Annotated in this window: 18 protein-coding genes; 15 read left to right on the forward strand and 3 right to left on the reverse strand. The window is 53.4% G+C overall.

Annotated elements, in window-relative coordinates; translation table 11 throughout:
• Window positions 1-159 precede the first annotated feature (159 nt).
• The 3 genes from Q4551_RS13065 (at window position 160) to Q4551_RS13075 (ending at window position 1536) form a co-directional block, all read left to right on the forward strand.
• Window positions 160-690 carry an ATP/GTP-binding protein gene (locus Q4551_RS13065; protein ID WP_303434286.1) on the forward strand — a complete coding sequence of 177 codons (531 nt, stop codon included), beginning with the start codon at window positions 160-162 and terminating at the stop codon, window positions 688-690.
• A gap of 68 nt (window positions 691-758) precedes the next feature.
• Window positions 759-1148 carry a roadblock/LC7 domain-containing protein gene (locus Q4551_RS13070; RefSeq protein ID WP_303434287.1) on the forward strand — a complete coding sequence of 130 codons (390 nt, stop codon included), beginning with the start codon at window positions 759-761 and terminating at the stop codon, window positions 1146-1148.
• A 106-nt stretch (window positions 1149-1254) separates the two neighbouring features.
• A complete protein-coding gene (locus tag Q4551_RS13075; RefSeq protein ID WP_303434288.1) occupies window positions 1255-1536 on the forward strand; it encodes an antibiotic biosynthesis monooxygenase in 282 nt (93 codons plus the stop codon).
• A 1-nt stretch (window position 1537) separates the two neighbouring features.
• Here the strand turns inward: Q4551_RS13075 and Q4551_RS13080 are convergent, their stop codons facing one another.
• Window positions 1538-2200: an alpha/beta fold hydrolase gene (locus tag Q4551_RS13080; protein WP_303434289.1), complete on the reverse strand. Its 663-nt coding sequence runs from the start codon at window positions 2198-2200 to the stop codon at window positions 1538-1540.
• Window positions 2201-2561: 361 nt separating this feature from the next.
• Here Q4551_RS13080 and ccoN point away from each other — a divergent pair, with 361 nt between their 5' ends.
• From ccoN to greB, 12 genes are all read left to right on the forward strand, one after another.
• Window positions 2562-3995 carry a cytochrome-c oxidase, cbb3-type subunit I gene (gene ccoN, locus Q4551_RS13085; RefSeq protein ID WP_303434290.1) on the forward strand — a complete coding sequence of 478 codons (1434 nt, stop codon included), beginning with the start codon at window positions 2562-2564 and terminating at the stop codon, window positions 3993-3995.
• Between the two features lie 15 nt (window positions 3996-4010).
• Window positions 4011-4616: a cytochrome-c oxidase, cbb3-type subunit II gene (gene ccoO / locus Q4551_RS13090; protein WP_303434304.1), complete on the forward strand. Its 606-nt coding sequence runs from the start codon at window positions 4011-4013 to the stop codon at window positions 4614-4616.
• 4 nt (window positions 4617-4620) lie between these two features.
• Window positions 4621-4800: a cbb3-type cytochrome c oxidase subunit 3 gene (locus tag Q4551_RS13095; RefSeq protein ID WP_303434291.1), complete on the forward strand. Its 180-nt coding sequence runs from the start codon at window positions 4621-4623 to the stop codon at window positions 4798-4800.
• Window positions 4801-4802: 2 nt separating this feature from the next.
• Window positions 4803-5723, forward strand: coding sequence for a cytochrome-c oxidase, cbb3-type subunit III (ccoP, locus tag Q4551_RS13100; protein WP_303434292.1), 921 nt, complete (start codon window positions 4803-4805; stop codon window positions 5721-5723).
• 219 nt (window positions 5724-5942) lie between these two features.
• Window positions 5943-7349 (forward strand): cytochrome c oxidase accessory protein CcoG, encoded by a 1407-nt coding sequence (gene ccoG / locus Q4551_RS13105; protein WP_303434293.1) that lies wholly within the window; start codon window positions 5943-5945, stop codon window positions 7347-7349.
• A gap of 248 nt (window positions 7350-7597) precedes the next feature.
• Window positions 7598-8098 (forward strand): FixH family protein, encoded by a 501-nt coding sequence (locus Q4551_RS13110; RefSeq protein ID WP_303434294.1) that lies wholly within the window; start codon window positions 7598-7600, stop codon window positions 8096-8098.
• Window positions 8095-10569, forward strand: a complete 2475-nt coding sequence (locus tag Q4551_RS13115) for a heavy metal translocating P-type ATPase (protein ID WP_303434295.1) — start codon at window positions 8095-8097, stop codon at window positions 10567-10569. Before Q4551_RS13110 ends, Q4551_RS13115 begins: the two co-directional genes overlap by 4 nt.
• A 61-nt stretch (window positions 10570-10630) precedes the next feature.
• Entirely contained in the window at window positions 10631-10852 is a 222-nt protein-coding gene (gene ccoS / locus Q4551_RS13120) for a cbb3-type cytochrome oxidase assembly protein CcoS (RefSeq protein ID WP_303434296.1), read from the forward strand.
• Window positions 10849-11505 (forward strand): sulfite exporter TauE/SafE family protein, encoded by a 657-nt coding sequence (locus Q4551_RS13125; RefSeq protein ID WP_303434297.1) that lies wholly within the window; start codon window positions 10849-10851, stop codon window positions 11503-11505. Before ccoS ends, Q4551_RS13125 begins: the two co-directional genes overlap by 4 nt.
• Before the next feature lie 163 nt (window positions 11506-11668).
• Window positions 11669-12448, forward strand: coding sequence for a fumarate/nitrate reduction transcriptional regulator Fnr (gene fnr / locus Q4551_RS13130; protein WP_303434298.1), 780 nt, complete (start codon window positions 11669-11671; stop codon window positions 12446-12448).
• Window positions 12449-12662: 214 nt separating this feature from the next.
• Entirely contained in the window at window positions 12663-13514 is an 852-nt protein-coding gene (gene ttcA / locus Q4551_RS13135; protein ID WP_303434299.1) for a tRNA 2-thiocytidine(32) synthetase TtcA, read from the forward strand.
• 64 nt (window positions 13515-13578) lie between these two features.
• Complete coding sequence (greB, locus tag Q4551_RS13140; RefSeq protein WP_303434300.1) at window positions 13579-14058, forward strand: transcription elongation factor GreB; 480 nt, start codon at window positions 13579-13581, stop codon at window positions 14056-14058.
• Between the two features lie 61 nt (window positions 14059-14119).
• Here greB and Q4551_RS13145 read toward each other — a convergent pair whose 3' ends face one another.
• Together Q4551_RS13145 and nosP are read right to left on the reverse strand one after the other, a co-directional pair.
• Entirely contained in the window at window positions 14120-16744 is a 2625-nt protein-coding gene (locus Q4551_RS13145; protein WP_303434301.1) for a NahK/ErcS family hybrid sensor histidine kinase/response regulator, read from the reverse strand.
• On the reverse strand, window positions 16741-17901 hold the full coding sequence (nosP, locus tag Q4551_RS13150; protein ID WP_303434305.1) for a nitric oxide-sensing protein NosP: 1161 nt from the start codon (window positions 17899-17901) through the stop codon (window positions 16741-16743). The genes Q4551_RS13145 and nosP overlap by 4 nt, the downstream gene beginning before the upstream one ends.
• Between the last annotated feature and the right edge of the window lie 267 nt (window positions 17902-18168).

The raw sequence follows: 18168 nt of genomic DNA on the forward strand, positions 1-18168 counted from the left end.
GACAGAAGCCCTGGATCAGGGGAAGGTTGGCGAGCAACCGCCCCTGAATTCTCCAGCAGCCAGGCAAAATCTGACAAATTTGCGGCAAAAACCTCATTGCTGAAAGAAAATGATCAGTAGACTATCGGACCGATTCACATACTCAGGCCACAGAAAAAAATGGACTACAAGATTATCTTTGGCGGGCAAGTAGGCGCGGGGAAAACCACCGCAATTGCCGCCATTAGCGATGTACCGGTTGTTAAAACCGAAGCCAAGGCCAGCGATGACGTTGCATTACGCAAAGACACCACCACGGTGGCAATGGATTATGGTCTTATCAATCTGCCTGGTGGGGAAAAAGTCCACTTGTTTGGTACTCCCGGCCAGACACGTTTCAGTTTTATGTGGGACGTCCTGACCGTCGGTGGTCTGGGGCTGGTATTACTGATCGATAACGTGTCAGAAAACCCGATCGATGACATGGTGGTTTATATCGATGCATTCCGTAAATTCATCGATAACAACGCGCTGGTAGTCGGCATTACCCGTATGGATATTTCTGCCACACCACCGCTGTCAGCCTACATCAACAAACTGCAGGAAATGGGCATCAATGCGCCCGTCTATGAAGTCGATGCCCGTAAATCAGAAGACGTCGAAGTCATGCTGATGAGCATGCTCTCGATTCTGGAACTGGGCCTCAAGTAAATGAAAGACCAACCTTGCCGGGTACTCAGCCCTGATAAACGACGCCGATCCCAGAAGGAAGTTAAATAATGAACGATGCAGCACCTCATCCTGAAGCGAAACAGATTTTTACTGTTTTAAGCGACATGATTACCAACTCTGAGGGAGCCATATTGGCTACCGCAGCCATGACAACCGATGGCCTGATCATTTCTTCAGCGCTGGGAAAGGGCATTGACAGCGATATATTTGCTGCCATGAGCGCCTCCTTGCTGGTATTGGCGGAACGCGCCTCCCAGGAGGTTGATATTGGCGAGCTGAATCAGGTGATGGTCATGGGCAGCCAGGGAGTCATGCTATTGACCCATATCGGCCTCAACGCCGTACTGGCGGTATCAACAACGCCTTCGGCCAATCTCGGTATGGTATTGCAAGAAACATCCACCGCAGTCAATGCACTGCATGACCTGCTTGGCTAGCCCGATTCCCTGCAGCCACCCAACCAAAGAGTCTGCGTCCGGACTTGCTTTGTAACCACCATCGCACTAGTGTCTGCAAAACCAACCGATTCAGGAACAGCACCACATGATCAAGGTTATTATCGATCGTCGTATCGCGGACGATATGGAATCGACCTATGAAGATGCCATCAAACAAACGCTGCAAGCCATCCTTGAAGCTCCGGGCTATGTCTCCGGGGCCTCTTACAAAGACGCCAAGGATAGCCGTCATCGCATTATTATTACCAACTGGAAAAGCCTGAGAGACTGGGAAGCCTGGGCCATATCCAGTGAACGCAAAAGAGTCATCGCTGCGATCCAGCCGATCCTGATGCGCGAAGAACGGTTCAGCATTCTGACTGCCTGAGCTATCTCCCAAGGCGTTCAGCAAGCCGCTGCTGCATCCATGTCACGGTGGCGTCCAGCGCTTCATCCAGCAAATCCTCGCGGCTTTTTCCCGAACGCCTGGTCGGCTGGAAATCATGATCCCCACTCTCCAGCCAGTGCAGCTCAACAGTGCCCGGCCAGGATGATGCAGCGAATAATGGCTGGATTTCCGCCGCTCGGCCAAACGGATCCCGACTGCCCTGGAAAATCATCAAGGGCACCTGGATCTGTTCAAAATGCTGGACCCTGAGCTGGTGCGGTTTACCTGTTGGATGAAAGGGATAACCCAGTACACTGACGGCCAATACATTGGCTGGCATACCATCAGACGCCGCCAACATGGAAGCAATACGCCCGCCCATCGATTTACCAACAATCACCACTGGCTTCCCAAGCGCCTCAACGACCTCACGCAACTCCACAACCAGACCGGCCACTGCTGGCGGGGGACGACGCTTGCCCGCAGCCCGAGCCTGGATCATATAATCAAATTCAACACCGATAACGGTCAGTCCCCGGGCTTCAAAACCCGCTTTTGCCTCGACCAAAAAACCGGAATCAAGGCCTGCACCCGCCCCATGAACCAGTACAACAACCGGATCAGACGGTTTTTTTACTGTTTTGCCATAATTTTTAGCGGTCATTTAGTGTTACCACTTTGGTCTCAAGTTCCATTTTCCGCTACTCGTTGGTGATCGTTTTTGGCTTCATTGCGTTAAGTCAAGATCAGGAAAGACACCCGCCTTATCATAACCGACACCGCCATAAACGCCGTATTACCGGTATTTATAACGGATAACAGCCCGAATAACAGTCGAGCAGGCCATATCATTTAATGATATTAATTCTCAATTACAATGGGCAATCAGGGTACATTCTGCGAATGTTATATCCCTGAAATATCAGACAGTTGCCGGACGTTTATTGCAAAGCGGCAATAACCACCCGATAATGTGTCGCCAAAATTTAGAACCCTCAATCCCACGCTGTTATTGGAATCCAATCATGAGCACAGCAATCGACCATCCCGAATACAACTACAAGGTGGTAAGACAATTTGCCATCATGACGGTTGTCTGGGGCATAGTTGGCATGACAGCCGGTGTATTCATCGCTGCCCAGCTGGCTTGGCCCGCACTTAACTTCGATACCCCATGGCTGTCTTTTGGACGTTTACGCCCATTACACACCAACGCGGTTATTTTTGCCTTTGGCGGTAGCGCCCTCTTCGCTACGTCTTACTTCATTGTGCAACGTACCTGTCGTACCCGGTTGTTTTCGGACACTCTGGCCAGCTTCACCTTCTGGGGATGGAATACCGTCATTGTACTGGCTGCCATCACCTTGCCGATGGGCCTGACATCCACCAAGGAATACGCTGAGCTGGAATGGCCTATCGATATTCTGGTAGCGATTGTCTGGGTTGCTTACGTGGTGAACTTCCTCGGCACACTGGCTATCCGCAAGGAAAAGCATATCTATGTTGCCAACTGGTTCTTTGCGGCTTTCATGATCATGATTGCGATTCTGTATATTGGTAACAACCTGGCGGTGCCAGTCACACTGACCAAGTCCTACTCTCTCTACGCCGGTACCGTTGACGCCATGGTGCAGTGGTGGTGGGGTCACAACGCGGTAGGTTTCTTCCTGACTGCTGGCTTCCTCGGCATCATGTACTACTTCGTTCCCAAACAGGCTGGCCGCCCGGTATATTCCTACCGTCTGTCCATCGTGCATTTCTGGGCACTGATTTCTATCTACGTATGGGCCGGTGCTCACCACCTGCACTACTCTGCCCTGCCAGACTGGGCACAAACCTCCGGCATGGTCATGTCCCTGATTCTGCTGGCTCCTAGCTGGGGCGGCATGATCAACGGCATGATGACGCTGTCAGGTGCCTGGCACAAACTGCGTACTGACCCCATCCTGCGCTTCCTGGTGGTTTCCCTGTCGTTCTACGGCATGTCGACCTTCGAAGGCCCGATGATGGCGATCAAAACAGTTAACGCCCTGTCCCACAATACCGACTGGACCATTGGTCACGTGCACTCCGGTGCTCTCGGTTGGGTTGCCATGGTTTCTATCGGTGCCATGTACCACCTGATTCCGATCATGTTCGGTCGCAAGGCAGGTGACATGTACTCCATTGCCCTGATCAATGCTCACTTCTGGCTCGCGACCATCGGTACGGTTTTCTACATTGTTGCAATGTGGGTAAACGGCATCATGCAAGGCCTGATGTGGCGTGCAGTCAACGCCGACGGTACCCTGACATTCAGCTTTGTTGAGTCCGTCTCGGCGTCACACCCTGGATACGTTGGTCGTGTTATCGGTGGTGCCCTGTTCCTGACAGGCATGCTGATCATGGCTTACAACGTCTACATGACGGTTCGTGCAGCCAAGAAAGACATTGCCGCCACGGCAATCGCTCAGGCGTAAGGAGTTATTCAGATGATTAAGCACGACACTATCGAACAAAGTATGCCGTTAATGGTAATACTGATCGTCATCGCTCTTAGCTGGGGTGGATTGGTTGAAATTGTTCCTCTCTTCTTCGCCAAAGACACCAACACACCGGTTGAAGGCCTGAAACCATTAAATGCGCTGCAGCTGGAAGGTCGCGACATCTACATCCGTGAAGGTTGCCATGTATGTCACACCCAGATGGTTCGTCCATTCCGTGCTGAAACCGAGCGTTATGGTCCTTACTCTGTGGCCGGCGAATCCGTGTATGAGCATCCGTTCCTGTGGGGTTCCAAACGTACTGGTCCAGACCTGGCTCGTGTTGGCGGACGTTATTCCAACGAGTGGCACCGCGCTCACTTGTATAACCCCCGTGACGTTGTACCTGAGTCCATCATGCCGTCTTATCCCTGGTTGTTTGAAGACAAGGTTGATGGCCGTGATACACCGAAAAAGATGAAAGCCCTGCGAATGGTCGGCGTGCCATACACAGATGAAGACATCGAAGGTGCTAAAGCGGCAGTTAATGGCAAACCTGAAATCGAAGCCCTGGTTGCGTACCTGCAACAGCTGGGCACAGTGATCACTAAACGGTAATCCCATGGATATTAACGACGTGCGCGGGCTAGGTTCGATCTTTGCTCTGGTTGCAATGCTGGCAATCTTCTGGTGGGCCTATGGCTCCAGCCGGAGGAAACGTTTTGAAGAAGATGGAGATATTCCATTTCTTGAGGATGACGACGGCCTTCCCATGCACGGCGATAAAGATCGGAGCAAGTAATTATGTTAAGTACTTTCTGGCAAGTATGGATTTCCGTCATCATATTGGGATCCATTATTAGCTGTGGTGTGCTGATCACGTACACCAGTCGCGGCATGCGCAAAGAAGAAACCGACCAGACCACCGGTCATAGCTACGACGGCATTGAAGAAATTGATAACCCTCTGCCTCGCTGGTGGGTGTTCATGTTCTGGGGCACCATTATTTTTGGTCTCGGCTACCTGGCTTCTTTTGGCCTGGGTAACTACAAGGGCTTCCTCACCGTTACTGTTGACGGGCAAGAAGTGGCCTGGAGCCAGGAAAACCAGTGGAAAGCCGAAGTCCAGGCGTTTGAGAAAGAAATTGCACCTCTTTATGCCCAGTACTCATCGACCCCGATTGAGGAACTGATCCATAACGATGATGCATTGCAAACTGGTCAACGCCTGTTCAAAAGCAACTGCTCGGTCTGTCACGGCAGTGGTGCCAAAGGTGCACTGGGCTTCCCCAACCTGACCGACAATGACTGGTTGTACGGTGGAGCTCCAGCACAAATCACCCAGACCATTACCAATGGTCGCCAGGGTGCCATGCCTGCCTGGATCGCGATTCTGGGCGAGGAAGGGGTTACCGAAATGGTCAGCTATGTACGTAGCCTGTCCGGCCTGAAGCATGATGAAACGCTGGTGGAAGCAGCAGCGCCCAAGTTCATGCAAAACTGTGCCATTTGTCACGGCGCTGATGGTAAAGGTAACCAGATGATGGGTGCGCCAAACCTGACCGACGAAATCTGGTTATATGGTGGTTCCAGTAAACAGATTGAAATGACTTTGCGTCATGGTCGTAACGGTAATATGCCAGCTCACAAGGAAATCCTTGGTGACAATGCAGATGCCAAAATTCATCTGCTGGCTACCTACGTGTATTCACTGTCTCACCAGTGATTCATGATTGTCGCAACCAGCCTCTCACACCAACACGATGTTGAGTTGTGACAATGAACAGGAAAAAAGCGGCCATTGGCCGCTTTTTTTAGATATATCAACCGTATACGAACTATATAATCACACCATTATATAGATTTGCTGACGCTCCCGAAGGTGCCCGTTTGAGGCGCCACCTGCTACGCCAGCCAACACAAGCAACCAAGGTGATTAGCTGCCATGAGTAACATCCCTGTCAAAGACGTCACGCCGAAAACCGAGAGCATGTACGCCAAGCGTGAAAAAATATATGTCCGGGAAATTATCGGTTTTTTCCAGAAACTGAGAACCTACAGCCTATGGGCATTAATGCTAGGATACTACGGCACCGTATGGATTAACTGGGGCGGTCGCCAGGCCGTCTATTTCGACTTGCCCGCACGCCAATTCAATATCTTTGGTGTTACCTTCTGGCCCCAGGATTTTATTCTGTTGTCCTTCGCACTGATCATTGCAGCCTTTGGCCTCTTTACCATCACCAACCTGGCAGGAAGGGTCTGGTGTGGCTACACCTGCCCCCAGTCAGCCTGGTCGTTCCTGTTCATGTGGATAGAAGAACGGGTTGAAGGCAGCCGTAACCAGCGTATCAAGATGGACAAGGGCAATATGTCCCCCAGCACAATGCGTAAAAAAGCACTCAAGCACACCCTCTGGCTCTTTGTTGCACTGGCTACCGGGGTCACCTTTGTTGGCTACTTCTCTCCTATCCGTGAATTGATACCGGATATGTTGTCAGCCGACCTCAATGGCTGGGAAATATTCTGGATCGCATTTTTCACCCTGGCTACCTACATTAATGCTGGCTGGATGCGTGAACAAGTGTGTATCTACATGTGTCCTTACGCTCGTTTCCAGTCTGTTATGTACGATGCCGATACTCTCGCCGTATCCTACGACCTGAACCGTGGCGAGCCACGGGGCAAACGCACCAAAAAAGCCAAGCAAGAGACCGACACCAGCCAGCTGGGCGATTGTGTCGACTGCTCCCTCTGTGTTCAGGTCTGCCCTACCGGCATTGATATTCGTGATGGTCTGCAATACCAGTGTATTGGCTGTGCGCTCTGTATCGACGCCTGCGACTCCATTATGGACAAGCTGAACAAACCCAAGGGGTTGATACGCTATACCACCGAAAATGAGCTGGAAGGCCAAAAAACGCACCTTATGCGCCCCAGACTGCTGGGTTATGCCTTTATGTTGTTGGTGATGATGGGAGCCTTTGTCTATGCCATTGCCAGTCGGGTGCCGTTTGAACTGGATATTGCCCGGGATCGCGGCAGCTTGTACCGCGTTACACCGAACGATACCGTCACCAATAGCTACACCCTGAAAATGATGAATATGTCGCAGCAACCACGTACCTATCTCCTCAAGGTTGAAGGGCTGCCAAACGCCACCATGGATGCTCCGGACACCTACAACATTCGGGTTAACGAATTGCGCGAGATCTCCGTCAACCTTGAAATTGACCCGGCAATCGCCAAATTACCATCCAGTAAAACCAATATTGAGTTTATTGTGGTAGACCAACAAAGCGGCGAAGAAGTCGCCCGTGAAGAAAGCCGCTTTATCGCACCAAGAACCTAGTCAGCCATCAGGCGACTATCGGCTTGCGCCAGAAAATCCATTCTGGCGCAGCAATGTCACTCCAAAAGCCTGTTGTTAGATCAACTGCATCCAATTCTGCCATTGATCGGACAACGGGAATGACAAAGTTGCTAGAGAGTCGCCGTCCAAGTGGTTACACTTGGGCGGCTTTTTTTTCGGGCAGTGGAACTCAAAAGCAATACCATACCCAAACAGACCCTGCCAGCAGTCCAGACCCAGAGAGCACTATGAAATCAGATACCCAGCCAGCCCAACCCTGGTACAAAGAGCCATTGATGTGGCTGGTTGCCGGAATTCCTGCCGTTACCGTTTGCTGGGGTGTTGTCATGATTACCCTGGCGGTCAGCAGCAAGGATTCACTGGTAAGCGACAGCTACTATAAAGACGGTGTCAGCTATACCGAAAATGTCGAAATGGACCATCAGGCCAGCCGTCTGCAGATCCGTAGCAGTCTGGTGTTTGCCAATCATGAAGCCCGCCTGGTTCTCGACGGCCAGCTGGAGCAGGAGCCAGATACCTTATTGCTGGAACTGATCCACCCAACCCTGCAAGAGCGGGACCTTGAAATCATTCTGCAGCGCACAGAGCCCGGGCTTTATATTGCCGCCGCCGATATACAACTGCCATCCCGGCGTTATGTCTGGTTACAAAGCCCGGATCAGGGCTGGCGGATACGCTCCACAGAACAGCTGGAATACAGCAAGGTCGTACAACTGAACGCCCAATGACAGAGCATGCCAATAACACCCGGTGCTTTCACTGTGGTGAAAACGTCAGCCCGTCTGACGAAAAACGCTGGTCAGCCCTGATTGATGGTCAATCACAGCCCATGTGTTGCCCGGGCTGCAAGGCCATTGCCGAAACCATTGTCGCCAGCGGCCTGAAAGACTATTACAAGCACCGCACCGCGCTGCCAGAACTGTCTCCCGCCGAACTGGACGACCATGAACTGCAAGCACGGGAATCACTGGCGCTATACGACAGCGAGGCCATGCAGCAACGTTTTGTTGCCCGGCTGGACAATGGTATGGCAGAAGCCACCCTGGTGATCGATGGTATCAGTTGTGCAGCCTGTGCCTGGTTAATCGAACACCGTCTGAATGCGCTACCCGGCGTTGACCAGGCCGTCCTCAATCTGTCCAACCACCGCCTGGTGGTACGCTGGGAACCAGAGAAAATACCGGTTTCCAGTCTGATCGAACAAATTTACCGCCTTGGTTACCGCGCCTCCCCTTTTTCTGCAACCGCTGCCGAACAGCAACGTCATATCGAAGGCAAGCGCAGCATCCGCCGTCTGGCGGTTGCTGGCATCGGCATGATGCAGGTAATGATGCTGGCCGTCCCCCTGTATGTGGGCATGGTGCCGCAATACGAATTTTTTATGCGCCTGGCCTCCATGTTACTAACATTACCTGTGGTGCTGTACGCAGCCTGGCCTTTTTTTGAAGCCTCAATCCGGGACCTCAAAACCCGCCACCTGACCATGGATGTACCGGTTTCCCTCGCGATTGCCCTGGCATTTTGTGCCAGCATCTGGAGCACGTTCAACCAGGGCAAAGAGGTCTATTTTGACTCGGTCTGCATGTTCACCTTCTTTTTGCTGCTGGGCCGCTTTCTGGAAATGCGCGCCCGTCATCGCATGGGAAAATCCGGTAACAACCTGCTGACGCTGCTGCCCAACGTCGCTCTGAAACTCAGTGACGACACCCCAAATGCCACCGAAACGGTTATTGCCAGCGAAGAAGTCAGACTGGGAGATTTGCTGCTGATCAAGCCCGGTCATGCCATTCCTGCCGACGGCATTGTGATCCAGGGTCGCAGCTCCGTCGACGAAGCTGCCCTGACGGGCGAATACCTGCCCGTCACCAAACGTAATCAGGATCACCTGATTGGCGGCACCATCAATATCGAAAGCCCGATTATCATGCAGGTCACAGCCACTGGAGCGGAAGCCCAGCTGTCGACCATTGTTCGCCTGATGGATCGGGCACAGCAGGAAAAACCCCGAATAGCCCTGATCGCCGATCGGATTGCCAGTCGTTTTGTTGCCGCCGTCTTGCTGATTTCGTCGGCTGTTTTTCTGTTTTGGTGGCAACAGGGTAACGATCACGCCTTTTTTATCGCCTTGTCGGTACTGGTCGTCACCTGCCCTTGCGCCTTGTCGCTGGCAACACCAACGGCGCTGACAGCGGCCACCGGCGCGCTACGAGAGGCCGGATTACTCATCAGCAAAGGCCACGTACTGGAATCCCTCCCGACCATCGACCGGGTAGTATTCGATAAAACCGGCACCCTCACCCAAGGCAAGCTCACCATTGAAGACGTCGTTCTGGCGGGGGAACTGGACAGCGACCAGGTACTCGCCATTACCGCCGGACTGGAAAAATCCAGCAGTCACCCGATTGCTCGCGCTTTTCGCCGGATTCGTCCCGACACCGTCACCGAGGTCCAGCAACACACCGGGGCTGGCATTCAGGGGCAATGGCAGCCAACAGCAGAACAGTCATATGCCGTCCGCTTTGGCCGCCCCGACTTTGCCTTGCCTGACCACTCCTCGCTGGATACCAGTCAGTTGAACCATCAGGAAGGGCAATGGCTGCTGCTCAGTGTCGACGATCAGGCTGCAGCCTGGATCCGGCTCGGGGACAGCATCCGAAAATCTGCCACCAGCCTGACCCAGGGCCTGCGCCAACGCAAAATCAAAACAGCCTTGCTCACCGGCGACCCCGGCGCCTCAGGTCAACAACTGGCAACACAGCTGGGTATTGACGACGTCCAGATCGGCTTGTCACCCGAACAGAAGCTACAACAGGTGCGCCTGTGGCAACAGCAGGGAGAACGTGTATTAATGATTGGCGATGGCATCAACGATGTCCCGGTACTGGCTGGGGCCGACATTGCCATTGCCGTCAGTGACGCCACAGACCTGGCCAAAACCAGCGCCGATGCCCTGGTCACCAGCGGCCGCCTGGACTGTGTATTACAGGCTCTGGACACCGCCAGCCGTACCCGCCAGGTGATCTACCAGAATATCGCTTGGGCGCTGCTGTATAATCTGCTGGCCTTGCCAGTGGCAGCGGCAGGCTATATTCCTCCCTGGGCCGCAGCCATTGGCATGTCATTCAGTTCGCTTTTGGTGGTCAGTAATGCGCTGCGACTATCCCGGACGACCAAACCGGATGTATCCGGTCACAATTAGCACACTCAGCCACAAGGCCAGATTATAATGGCTTCCACTCGCTTGGTTTGATGGACATAACATGGATATTATCTACATACTTGTTCCACTTTCGATCGTCCTGATCAGCATTGCCACGCTGATTTTTTTCTGGGCAGTGCGCAGCGGCCAGTTTGATGATATGGAATCTCCGGCTCACAGAATTCTCTTTGATGACGATGACGATCCCGCAAGCACCCATCCCACAGCAACCGACACAACACCAGCACCCCATACCACGGCAACCGATAAAAACCCATTGTGATTGAACCACTCTCCCTGTTAACCGCCCTGTTGCTGGGCCTGTTTGGCTCCAGTCACTGCCTGGTAATGTGTGGCGGCATTGCCGCCGCCATTGGCACCCGCTCACAACAACAACCGCTACTGACAGCACTGGCTTTTAACAGCGGTCGTATCACCAGTTACGCCTTTGCCGGCCTGCTCGTCTCGCTGCTTGGCTTATGGCTACAACAACTGAATGATGTACTGATGCTGGCATTACGTACACTGGCCGCCATACTGCTGGTGCTGATGGGGCTCTACGTTGCCCGCTGGGCAAGCTGGCTCACCCGTATCGAACAAGTTGGCCAATATCTATGGCAAAGGCTGCAGCCTGCTACCCGCCCCTTGATGACACAATATTCGATCAGCAGTCGCTTTCGCCTTGGACTGCTATGGGGCTGGCTCCCTTGCGGACTGGTATACAGCACTTTGAGCTGGGTCGCCGCCAATGGTGATCCCCTCAAAGGGGCACTGACCATGTTCTGCTTTGGCCTTGGCACACTGCCTGCCCTGTTCGCCAGTGGCCTCGCCGCCACCAGCCTGAGCCGATTACTCAGTCACAGCCTTAGCCGTATCATTGCCGGACTGTTACTGATTGGTTACGGCGTTTGGACTGCAGCAGCCATCTGGTTATAGTAGCCAGGGTCGTTATTGATCAGCGACTGATCATCCGTTGACAATACCTTGACTCAATACCTTGACCAATGTCTTGACAGCCACTCGTCGAGCTAAGACCATACGAAAATTAATGGAACACGGTTCTTCCCTACATAACGGAAAACCCGACACGGTGAGCTCAATGAAAACAAACCAAGCTGCACAGCCTGCGCACCCTCCCTTGCGCGGTAATCAACCCCACTGCCAGACTTGCTCCCTGAACGCACTGTGTCTGCCACTCTCGCTCAGTGACACAGATATGGAGCGACTGGACGATATCATTCGCCGTGGCCGACCCATTCAAAAAGGCCAGCTGTTATTCCAGCAAGGGGATGAATTCCAGTCCGTGTTTGCGGTACGTACCGGTGCCCTGAAAACCTACACCCTGGCCAGTAATGGCGAAGAACAGATCACTGGCTTTCATCTCGCCAGCGAACTGATTGGTCTGGCCGGTTACGATGCCGGTGATTACCCTCTCACCGCCAAAGCGCTGGAAACCACCACCGTCTGTGAAATTCCGGTTCATCAGCTGGAAAACCTGACCGACGAACTCCCCGACCTGCGCAAACAGTTGATGCGCACCATGGGCAACGAAATTCGTCACGACCAGAACATGATGTTGCTGTTGAGCAAAAAGAACGCCGAAGAACGTGTAGCCTCGTTTTTGCTGGATATCTCCAACCGTTACGCTCGACGCGGTTTCAGTGCCACCCACTTCCGCCTGCCCATGTCGCGGGTCGACATCAGCAACTACCTTGGCCTCGCGGTAGAAACCATCAGTCGGGTATTCACCCGTTTCCAGAAAAATGCCCTGATCGAAACCCAGAGCAAGGAAATCATCGTTCTGGACATGAACAGCCTGTATGAAATGGCCGGACTGAACCCACAAATTGAATGTGACGAGAAAACGCCAGCGGAATAATCCCGCACAGCGTGCCGTTACCCTTCTCAGCGGTAACGGCAAAAACCCCTTATATCCTTGTTTCTGTGCCCAGTTTCATCCCTGAACCCGCTAACCGGCCACCGCGTTGTTATTGGCTGGCAACAGTTACTGACGCCAGCCAATCTATTCGCTAGAATTCGCCGCCTGATTTTTAGCCAGTGTTCCGCCCCAGAATGCTCAGGAGTTTTCCAGCATGACCGCCGATGTCATTGATCGCAAAGCACGCACCGAATTCAACAAACTTCATAAACGTTTGCGCCGAAACGTTGGCAAGGCGATTGAAGACTATTGCATGATCGAAGAGGGTGACCGGATCATGGTATGCCTGTCGGGCGGCAAAGACTCCTACACCATGCTCGATATCCTGATCAGCCTGAAAAAAAGCGCCCCGGTCAACTTTGAGCTGATTGCCGTCAATATGGACCAGAAACAGCCTGGCTTCCCCGAACACGTGTTACCCGAGTATCTGGGCAAGCTGGATATTCCCTACCATATTGTTGAAAAAGACACGTACAGCGTGGTCATGGATCTGGTGCCGGAAGGAAAAACCACCTGCGGCCTGTGCTCCCGCCTGCGTCGCGGCACCCTCTACGGCTTTGCTGAAAAAATTGGTGCCAATAAAATCGCCCTGGGCCATCATCGCGACGACATCATTGAAACCTTATTCCTGAACATGTTTTACGGCGGCAAACTCAAAGCCATGCCACCCAAGCTGCTCAGCGACGATAAAAAGCACGTTCTGATCCGCCCGCTGGCCTACTGCAAGGAAAAAGACATCCAGGCTTATTCAACCGCCATGGAGTTCCCAATCATCCCTTGTAACCTGTGTGGCTCCCAGGACAACATGCAGCGCCAGAACATCAAGAATATGCTGACCGAATGGGAAAGGATACAACCAGGCCGCAGCGAGAATATCTTTGCTGCCATCTGCAATATCGCCCCCTCCCAGCTCGGCGATCTCAATCTGTTTGATTTTGTCAATTTGCAACAACAACAAGACCAGACGCACCTGGCCACCCGGCTCGATATCGTCACCATCGATTAAAGGCGCGTCCCGGCCCCTGGGCAGCTCCTCACCAGACAGTGCACCCAACCTTCAAGGGAGAACCATGGATACCAATATCATCACCCCTGAGGGGTATGCAGAGCTGGAGCAGGAGCTGGATTATCTCTGGCGAACTGAACGCCCGGAAGTCACCAAAAAAGTGACCTGGGCAGCGAGTCTGGGCGACCGTTCTGAAAATGCCGACTATCAGTACAACAAAAAACGGCTGCGAGAGATTGACCGCCGGGTGCGCTATCTCAGAAAACGGCTGGACGCTGTACGGGTCAGCGAATACCACCCCAGCCAGGAAGGCAAGGCCTATTTTGGTGCCTGGGTTACCCTGATGGACGAAGAGGATAACACCTTGCTTTTCCGTATCGTTGGCCCGGATGAAATCTACGGCAAAAAGCATTATGCCTCTGTTAATGCGCCGGTTGTCAGAGCGTGTCTGGGGAAGTCCGTCGGTGATGATGTGTTCATCAAAACAGAAGAAGCAACCCGGGAATGGGAAATCACCGCCATTCGTTACGATACCCCGTTATAACAAGAGACGAGGTTGGCCGCTGTTCTGATCCAGAAACCGGCTGGAAGCTGGAATCCGTAATTTACACCACAATGGCCTGATGAATCATATGATGGATCATGGCTTTGAGTTTCGCCGGGCGTACCGGCTTGTTCATCAAACGATAGCCCAGCTCCCGCACTTCCTGTTTCAGCACATTAGTGTAATTGGCCGTAATCATCAGCACCGGCGCATCCAGCCCCAGATCGGTACGCATCTGCCGAACCACATCCAGCCCGGTGACGCCATTGTCGAGATGATAATCGGCGAGAATCAAATCAATACCGGCATCCAGCTCTGGTTGTTGCACCAACAGTTCTTCGTAACTACGCGCGGTGATCACCTCAAAACCCCAGCCACTGAGCAACACCGCCATGGCCTGACAGATCGACGCTTCATTATCAATCACCAGCGCCCGGCGTCCCCGAAATTGCTGATTGCCCAACAAGGCCAATCCCGGTGTGGTTGCCTTGCGGGACAGCTGGCGGCGACCATAAGGCACCAATACCGAAAAACAGGAGCCAAAGCCAAGTCGGGACTGCACCTTGATCGGATGCCCCAGAATACCGGACATTTTATCCACGATCGCCAACCCCAAACCCAACCCCTTGTCCCGCGCCGTGTCTTTCTGGCTGCCGCGATTAAACTCAAGGAATATCTCCTCCAGCTTGTCTTCGGCAATCCCCACACCGGAATCCCAGACCTGTATTTCCAGCCCTTGTGGACGACGGCGACAGCCGAGAGAAATCTTGCCCTCACGGGTATAACGCACGGAATTGGTCAGGAAGTTACGCAGAATACGGGCTAACAACTGTGAGTCGGTCAGGATCACCGCCGAAGTGGCGACAAACTCAAACGCCAGCCCGGAATCCGCTGCCAGCGTACGATATTCATTGGCCAGATTCCCCAACAGGTCCCCGGCACTGAAAGCCGTAATATCGGGTTTGACGACCCCGGCATCCAGCTTGGAAATATCCACCAGCGCCGCCAGCAGACTTTCGACATCTTCGAGTGAATAATTCAGCGAAAACACCAGTTGCCGGGTACGCTCATCCAGATTGTGTTCCATCAAGGAAGCACAAAACAGCCGCGCAGCATTCATCGGCTGCAACAGGTCATGGCTGGCCGCGGCAAGGAATTTGGTTTTGCTGTGGTTGGCTTTTTCGGCTTCCTGCTTGGCATCCCGCAAGCGATGCTCCATTTGCACCCGCTCTTCGATCTCCTGCAGCAGCTGGCCATTCAGCTCCGTCAGCTCCTTGGTGCGGTCTTCGACCCGTTGCTCCAGATGTTGATAGGCCTGGGTCAGTGCCTCGGAAGTCCGGCGGATTTCAGTAATATCCTGAATCAGCACATAAAACCCCTGCACCTCTCCCTGACTGTCGATTTCCGGCACATAGTTTTTGACCACATGGCGGATTTCACCATCCGGAGCGGGATCGGTGATTTCAAAATTCACACTGCGCCCACTGAGCGCCCGTTCGATATAAGGCCGCAAGCGCCGCATCTGCTCCGGCTGGATAATCTCTTCCATGCGGCGGCCGAGGATATCTTCGCGCTCATAACCGTACCAGGTTTCATAGGCACGGTTGGAAAACATAATACTGAGGTTCTTGTCGACATACCCAATCAGCGCCGGCACGGTATCGGTGATGACCCGGATACGTTGTTCACTCTCGGCCAAGGCTCTTACCGCCCGGCTGCGTTCGGTGATATCGGTATAGGTATTGACGAACTCACCATCGGGCATCGGATGGGTACGGATTTCCAGCACCCGGCCATCCGACAACACCTGCTCCAGCTGCAGGCAAGGCCTGCCCTGCCCGTCTTTTGACAAGGGGTTGAGGTCATCCACTTCGGTCAGCTGCATCATGCCAGAGAAACTGAAGCCGGACTCCAGCACCGCCTTGCTTAACCCGGTCAGTTCGGCAAAGCGGTGATTCCAGGTTTCCAGGTGCTGGGCCTGATTGACCAGCACCACCCCCTGCGAAAGGTTATCGAGGGTATTTTGCAGGGTACGGGACTTGGTCGCCAACGCCCGTTCGCGCAACGCCCGTTCATTTTCGATCAGCGCGCTGATGTCCTTGTACAACACCACCAGACCGCCATCCCGTGTCGGCCGTTCACTGACATGCACCCAGGCACCGCTACGCATATGGAAGACCTTGCCATCCCCCGGCAAGGCACCATAACCGGTGCTGACCGCTTCACCATAATAACGGTCAATCAAGCGGTAGTGCTGCGACAGTTTATGGATCTGCTGCTGTTCCATACCGGGGGAAATTTCAATACCGGAGCATTGCCAGAACTGGTTGAAACGGGAGTTAGCCAGCACCAGCTTGCGGTCGGCATCGTACAGCACAAAGGCATCGGAAATGCTTTCAATCGCTTGTCGTAACAGATCGTGGGCATTGGTGGCGGCGGCATTGGCCCGTACCAGCTCGACGTTGGTACTTTTAAGGCTGTGCATCGCTTCATTCAGCGCCTCGGTACGTTCACGTACCTGCTCCGCCAGATAGACCGAATGCTTGAAGTTATCGTAGGCACCGTCAGAATTTTCCGGCCCGGCTTCAACCCGGTGCATCAGCGCCTGATTGATTTTTTCCAGCCGCTGGTTTTTGTCTTCAAGTTCGGCCAGGCGCCGCTTGAGTTCATCGACCTCTGCACTCAATAGTCATTTCCTCCCAGTGCCACACCGGTGAACGTCTGGTTCAAATGCATGCCGTTAAACTGTTCCCCATAGGTGTTAAAACCAATCACCTTATGGTGCGCAAACATGGTGGACGCGGTCTCAAGCAAGCCAAGATGCTGCAGCTCCAGCCGCCGAAAAATACAATCATAGCCCAGGATCAACTGCGGCGTGCCGATGCGCTGGCTGATGTCGTCGAATAAACCATCCAGCTGCGCCAGCATGTCATCTGACCGTGAACACGTCAGTACAATGCCAGTATCCACCGCACAATAAAAAGACAGGCTGTTGTCCGGGTTCACTTTCTGAATGGCGCGGGGGTAATAGCGCTCACCGATTTTTACCGACAAGGGGTTCAGGGCAAATATTTGCGGATTCAAAGTCTCCAGCGGAATATTCAATACCCGGGCGTATTCCAGGGCAGCGGGTTCGGCGTTGATCTCAAATACCCGCCGTTCCAGTGGATCGGCATTGGTCACCACCAGCTTGTCATCGGTCGGCAGCAGATGATGAATACTGAAGGCCTCAAAATCAAAGGCGGTATTCACCAGTAACAGAATGGCGGCGTTGGTATGGAAACGGCCGTCATAATACACATGGGTTTTGTTATGGCACATATCATCGGCCGCCGACCCTCCCAGCAAGGGAATACTGCCGAGGTGTGCGTTCAGCAAACGCAGCAAGCGCTCTTCTTCTACCGACAGCCCGTCCAGCAAGGTCAGGGCAAAGGTATTGCCCTTGATGGGCGCAACCTGCTGCTCACGGCAGTGGTCGAGCATCTGGTGAATCAGCCCCTGGGCATCAGCAAAGCTGAAGCGTGCCAGATCGGACATCAGGGCCGACTGGATCGCAAACGATGAAGCCGGAAATCCAATCGCGGTAATACTGCCGCTGCAATACCCCAGCGGCGAGATTTCTCCGGCGGTGGTACAGCCCACCAGGTTAACACCGGAAAAACAATCGCCCAGCGCCTTGGCCAGGGCTTCAAAGTCAAAATCGTTGGAGCAGAAAAACACCACCTGACTCAGCTCGATACCCGCCAGTTCCTGCAATAACTCTTGCGCGGCAACCTCTGGATCCTGGCTGGCTGAACAGGCTGTTTTTATGCCATCGTACTGTTTGGGTTGTAATGCCAGCATCGTTTCCACCTTCCTGCCTCCACACCACTCAGGATATTCTTTCCATAGCGCATGAGTTTACTTAACCGCAAAGGGCAGGAACATGCTACTTCCGACCCGGTGCTTCCTCTGCTGGCACATTCGTTTGGCTGAGTTCACGACTCTGCCCCGATTCACCAGCCCTTGCCATTCAATACTGCCGGACATACTCCAGGGGACATCGATTTAATCCTGCACGGCTCTGCGCGAGTGTTGCCGTTGTTCAGGGCAAGGCGACGAATGCAGCGA

Origin of the sequence: Oceanobacter sp. 5_MG-2023, assembly GCF_030548165.1 — a bacterium.
GTDB lineage: Bacteria > Pseudomonadota > Gammaproteobacteria > Pseudomonadales > Oceanobacteraceae > Oceanobacter.

What these genes read in the sequence shown, in the direction of transcription:
- Q4551_RS13065 (WP_303434286.1), top strand. Translation starts at nt 160, where the DNA reads ATGGACTACAAGATTATCTTTGGCGGGCAAGTAGGCGCGGGGAAAACC.
- Q4551_RS13070 (WP_303434287.1), top strand. Translation starts at nt 759, where the DNA reads ATGAACGATGCAGCACCTCATCCTGAAGCGAAACAGATTTTTACTGTT.
- Q4551_RS13075 (WP_303434288.1), top strand. Translation starts at nt 1,255, where the DNA reads ATGATCAAGGTTATTATCGATCGTCGTATCGCGGACGATATGGAATCG.
- Q4551_RS13080 (WP_303434289.1), bottom strand. Translation starts at nt 2,200, where the DNA reads ATGACCGCTAAAAATTATGGCAAAACAGTAAAAAAACCGTCTGATCCG.
- ccoN (WP_303434290.1), top strand. Translation starts at nt 2,562, where the DNA reads ATGAGCACAGCAATCGACCATCCCGAATACAACTACAAGGTGGTAAGA.
- Q4551_RS13095 (WP_303434291.1), top strand. Translation starts at nt 4,621, where the DNA reads ATGGATATTAACGACGTGCGCGGGCTAGGTTCGATCTTTGCTCTGGTT.
- ccoP (WP_303434292.1), top strand. Translation starts at nt 4,803, where the DNA reads ATGTTAAGTACTTTCTGGCAAGTATGGATTTCCGTCATCATATTGGGA.
- ccoG (WP_303434293.1), top strand. Translation starts at nt 5,943, where the DNA reads ATGAGTAACATCCCTGTCAAAGACGTCACGCCGAAAACCGAGAGCATG.
- Q4551_RS13110 (WP_303434294.1), top strand. Translation starts at nt 7,598, where the DNA reads ATGAAATCAGATACCCAGCCAGCCCAACCCTGGTACAAAGAGCCATTG.
- Q4551_RS13115 (WP_303434295.1), top strand. Translation starts at nt 8,095, where the DNA reads ATGACAGAGCATGCCAATAACACCCGGTGCTTTCACTGTGGTGAAAAC.
- ccoS (WP_303434296.1), top strand. Translation starts at nt 10,631, where the DNA reads ATGGATATTATCTACATACTTGTTCCACTTTCGATCGTCCTGATCAGC.
- fnr (WP_303434298.1), top strand. Translation starts at nt 11,669, where the DNA reads ATGAAAACAAACCAAGCTGCACAGCCTGCGCACCCTCCCTTGCGCGGT.
- ttcA (WP_303434299.1), top strand. Translation starts at nt 12,663, where the DNA reads ATGACCGCCGATGTCATTGATCGCAAAGCACGCACCGAATTCAACAAA.
- greB (WP_303434300.1), top strand. Translation starts at nt 13,579, where the DNA reads ATGGATACCAATATCATCACCCCTGAGGGGTATGCAGAGCTGGAGCAG.
- nosP (WP_303434305.1), bottom strand. Translation starts at nt 17,901, where the DNA reads ATGCTGGCATTACAACCCAAACAGTACGATGGCATAAAAACAGCCTGT.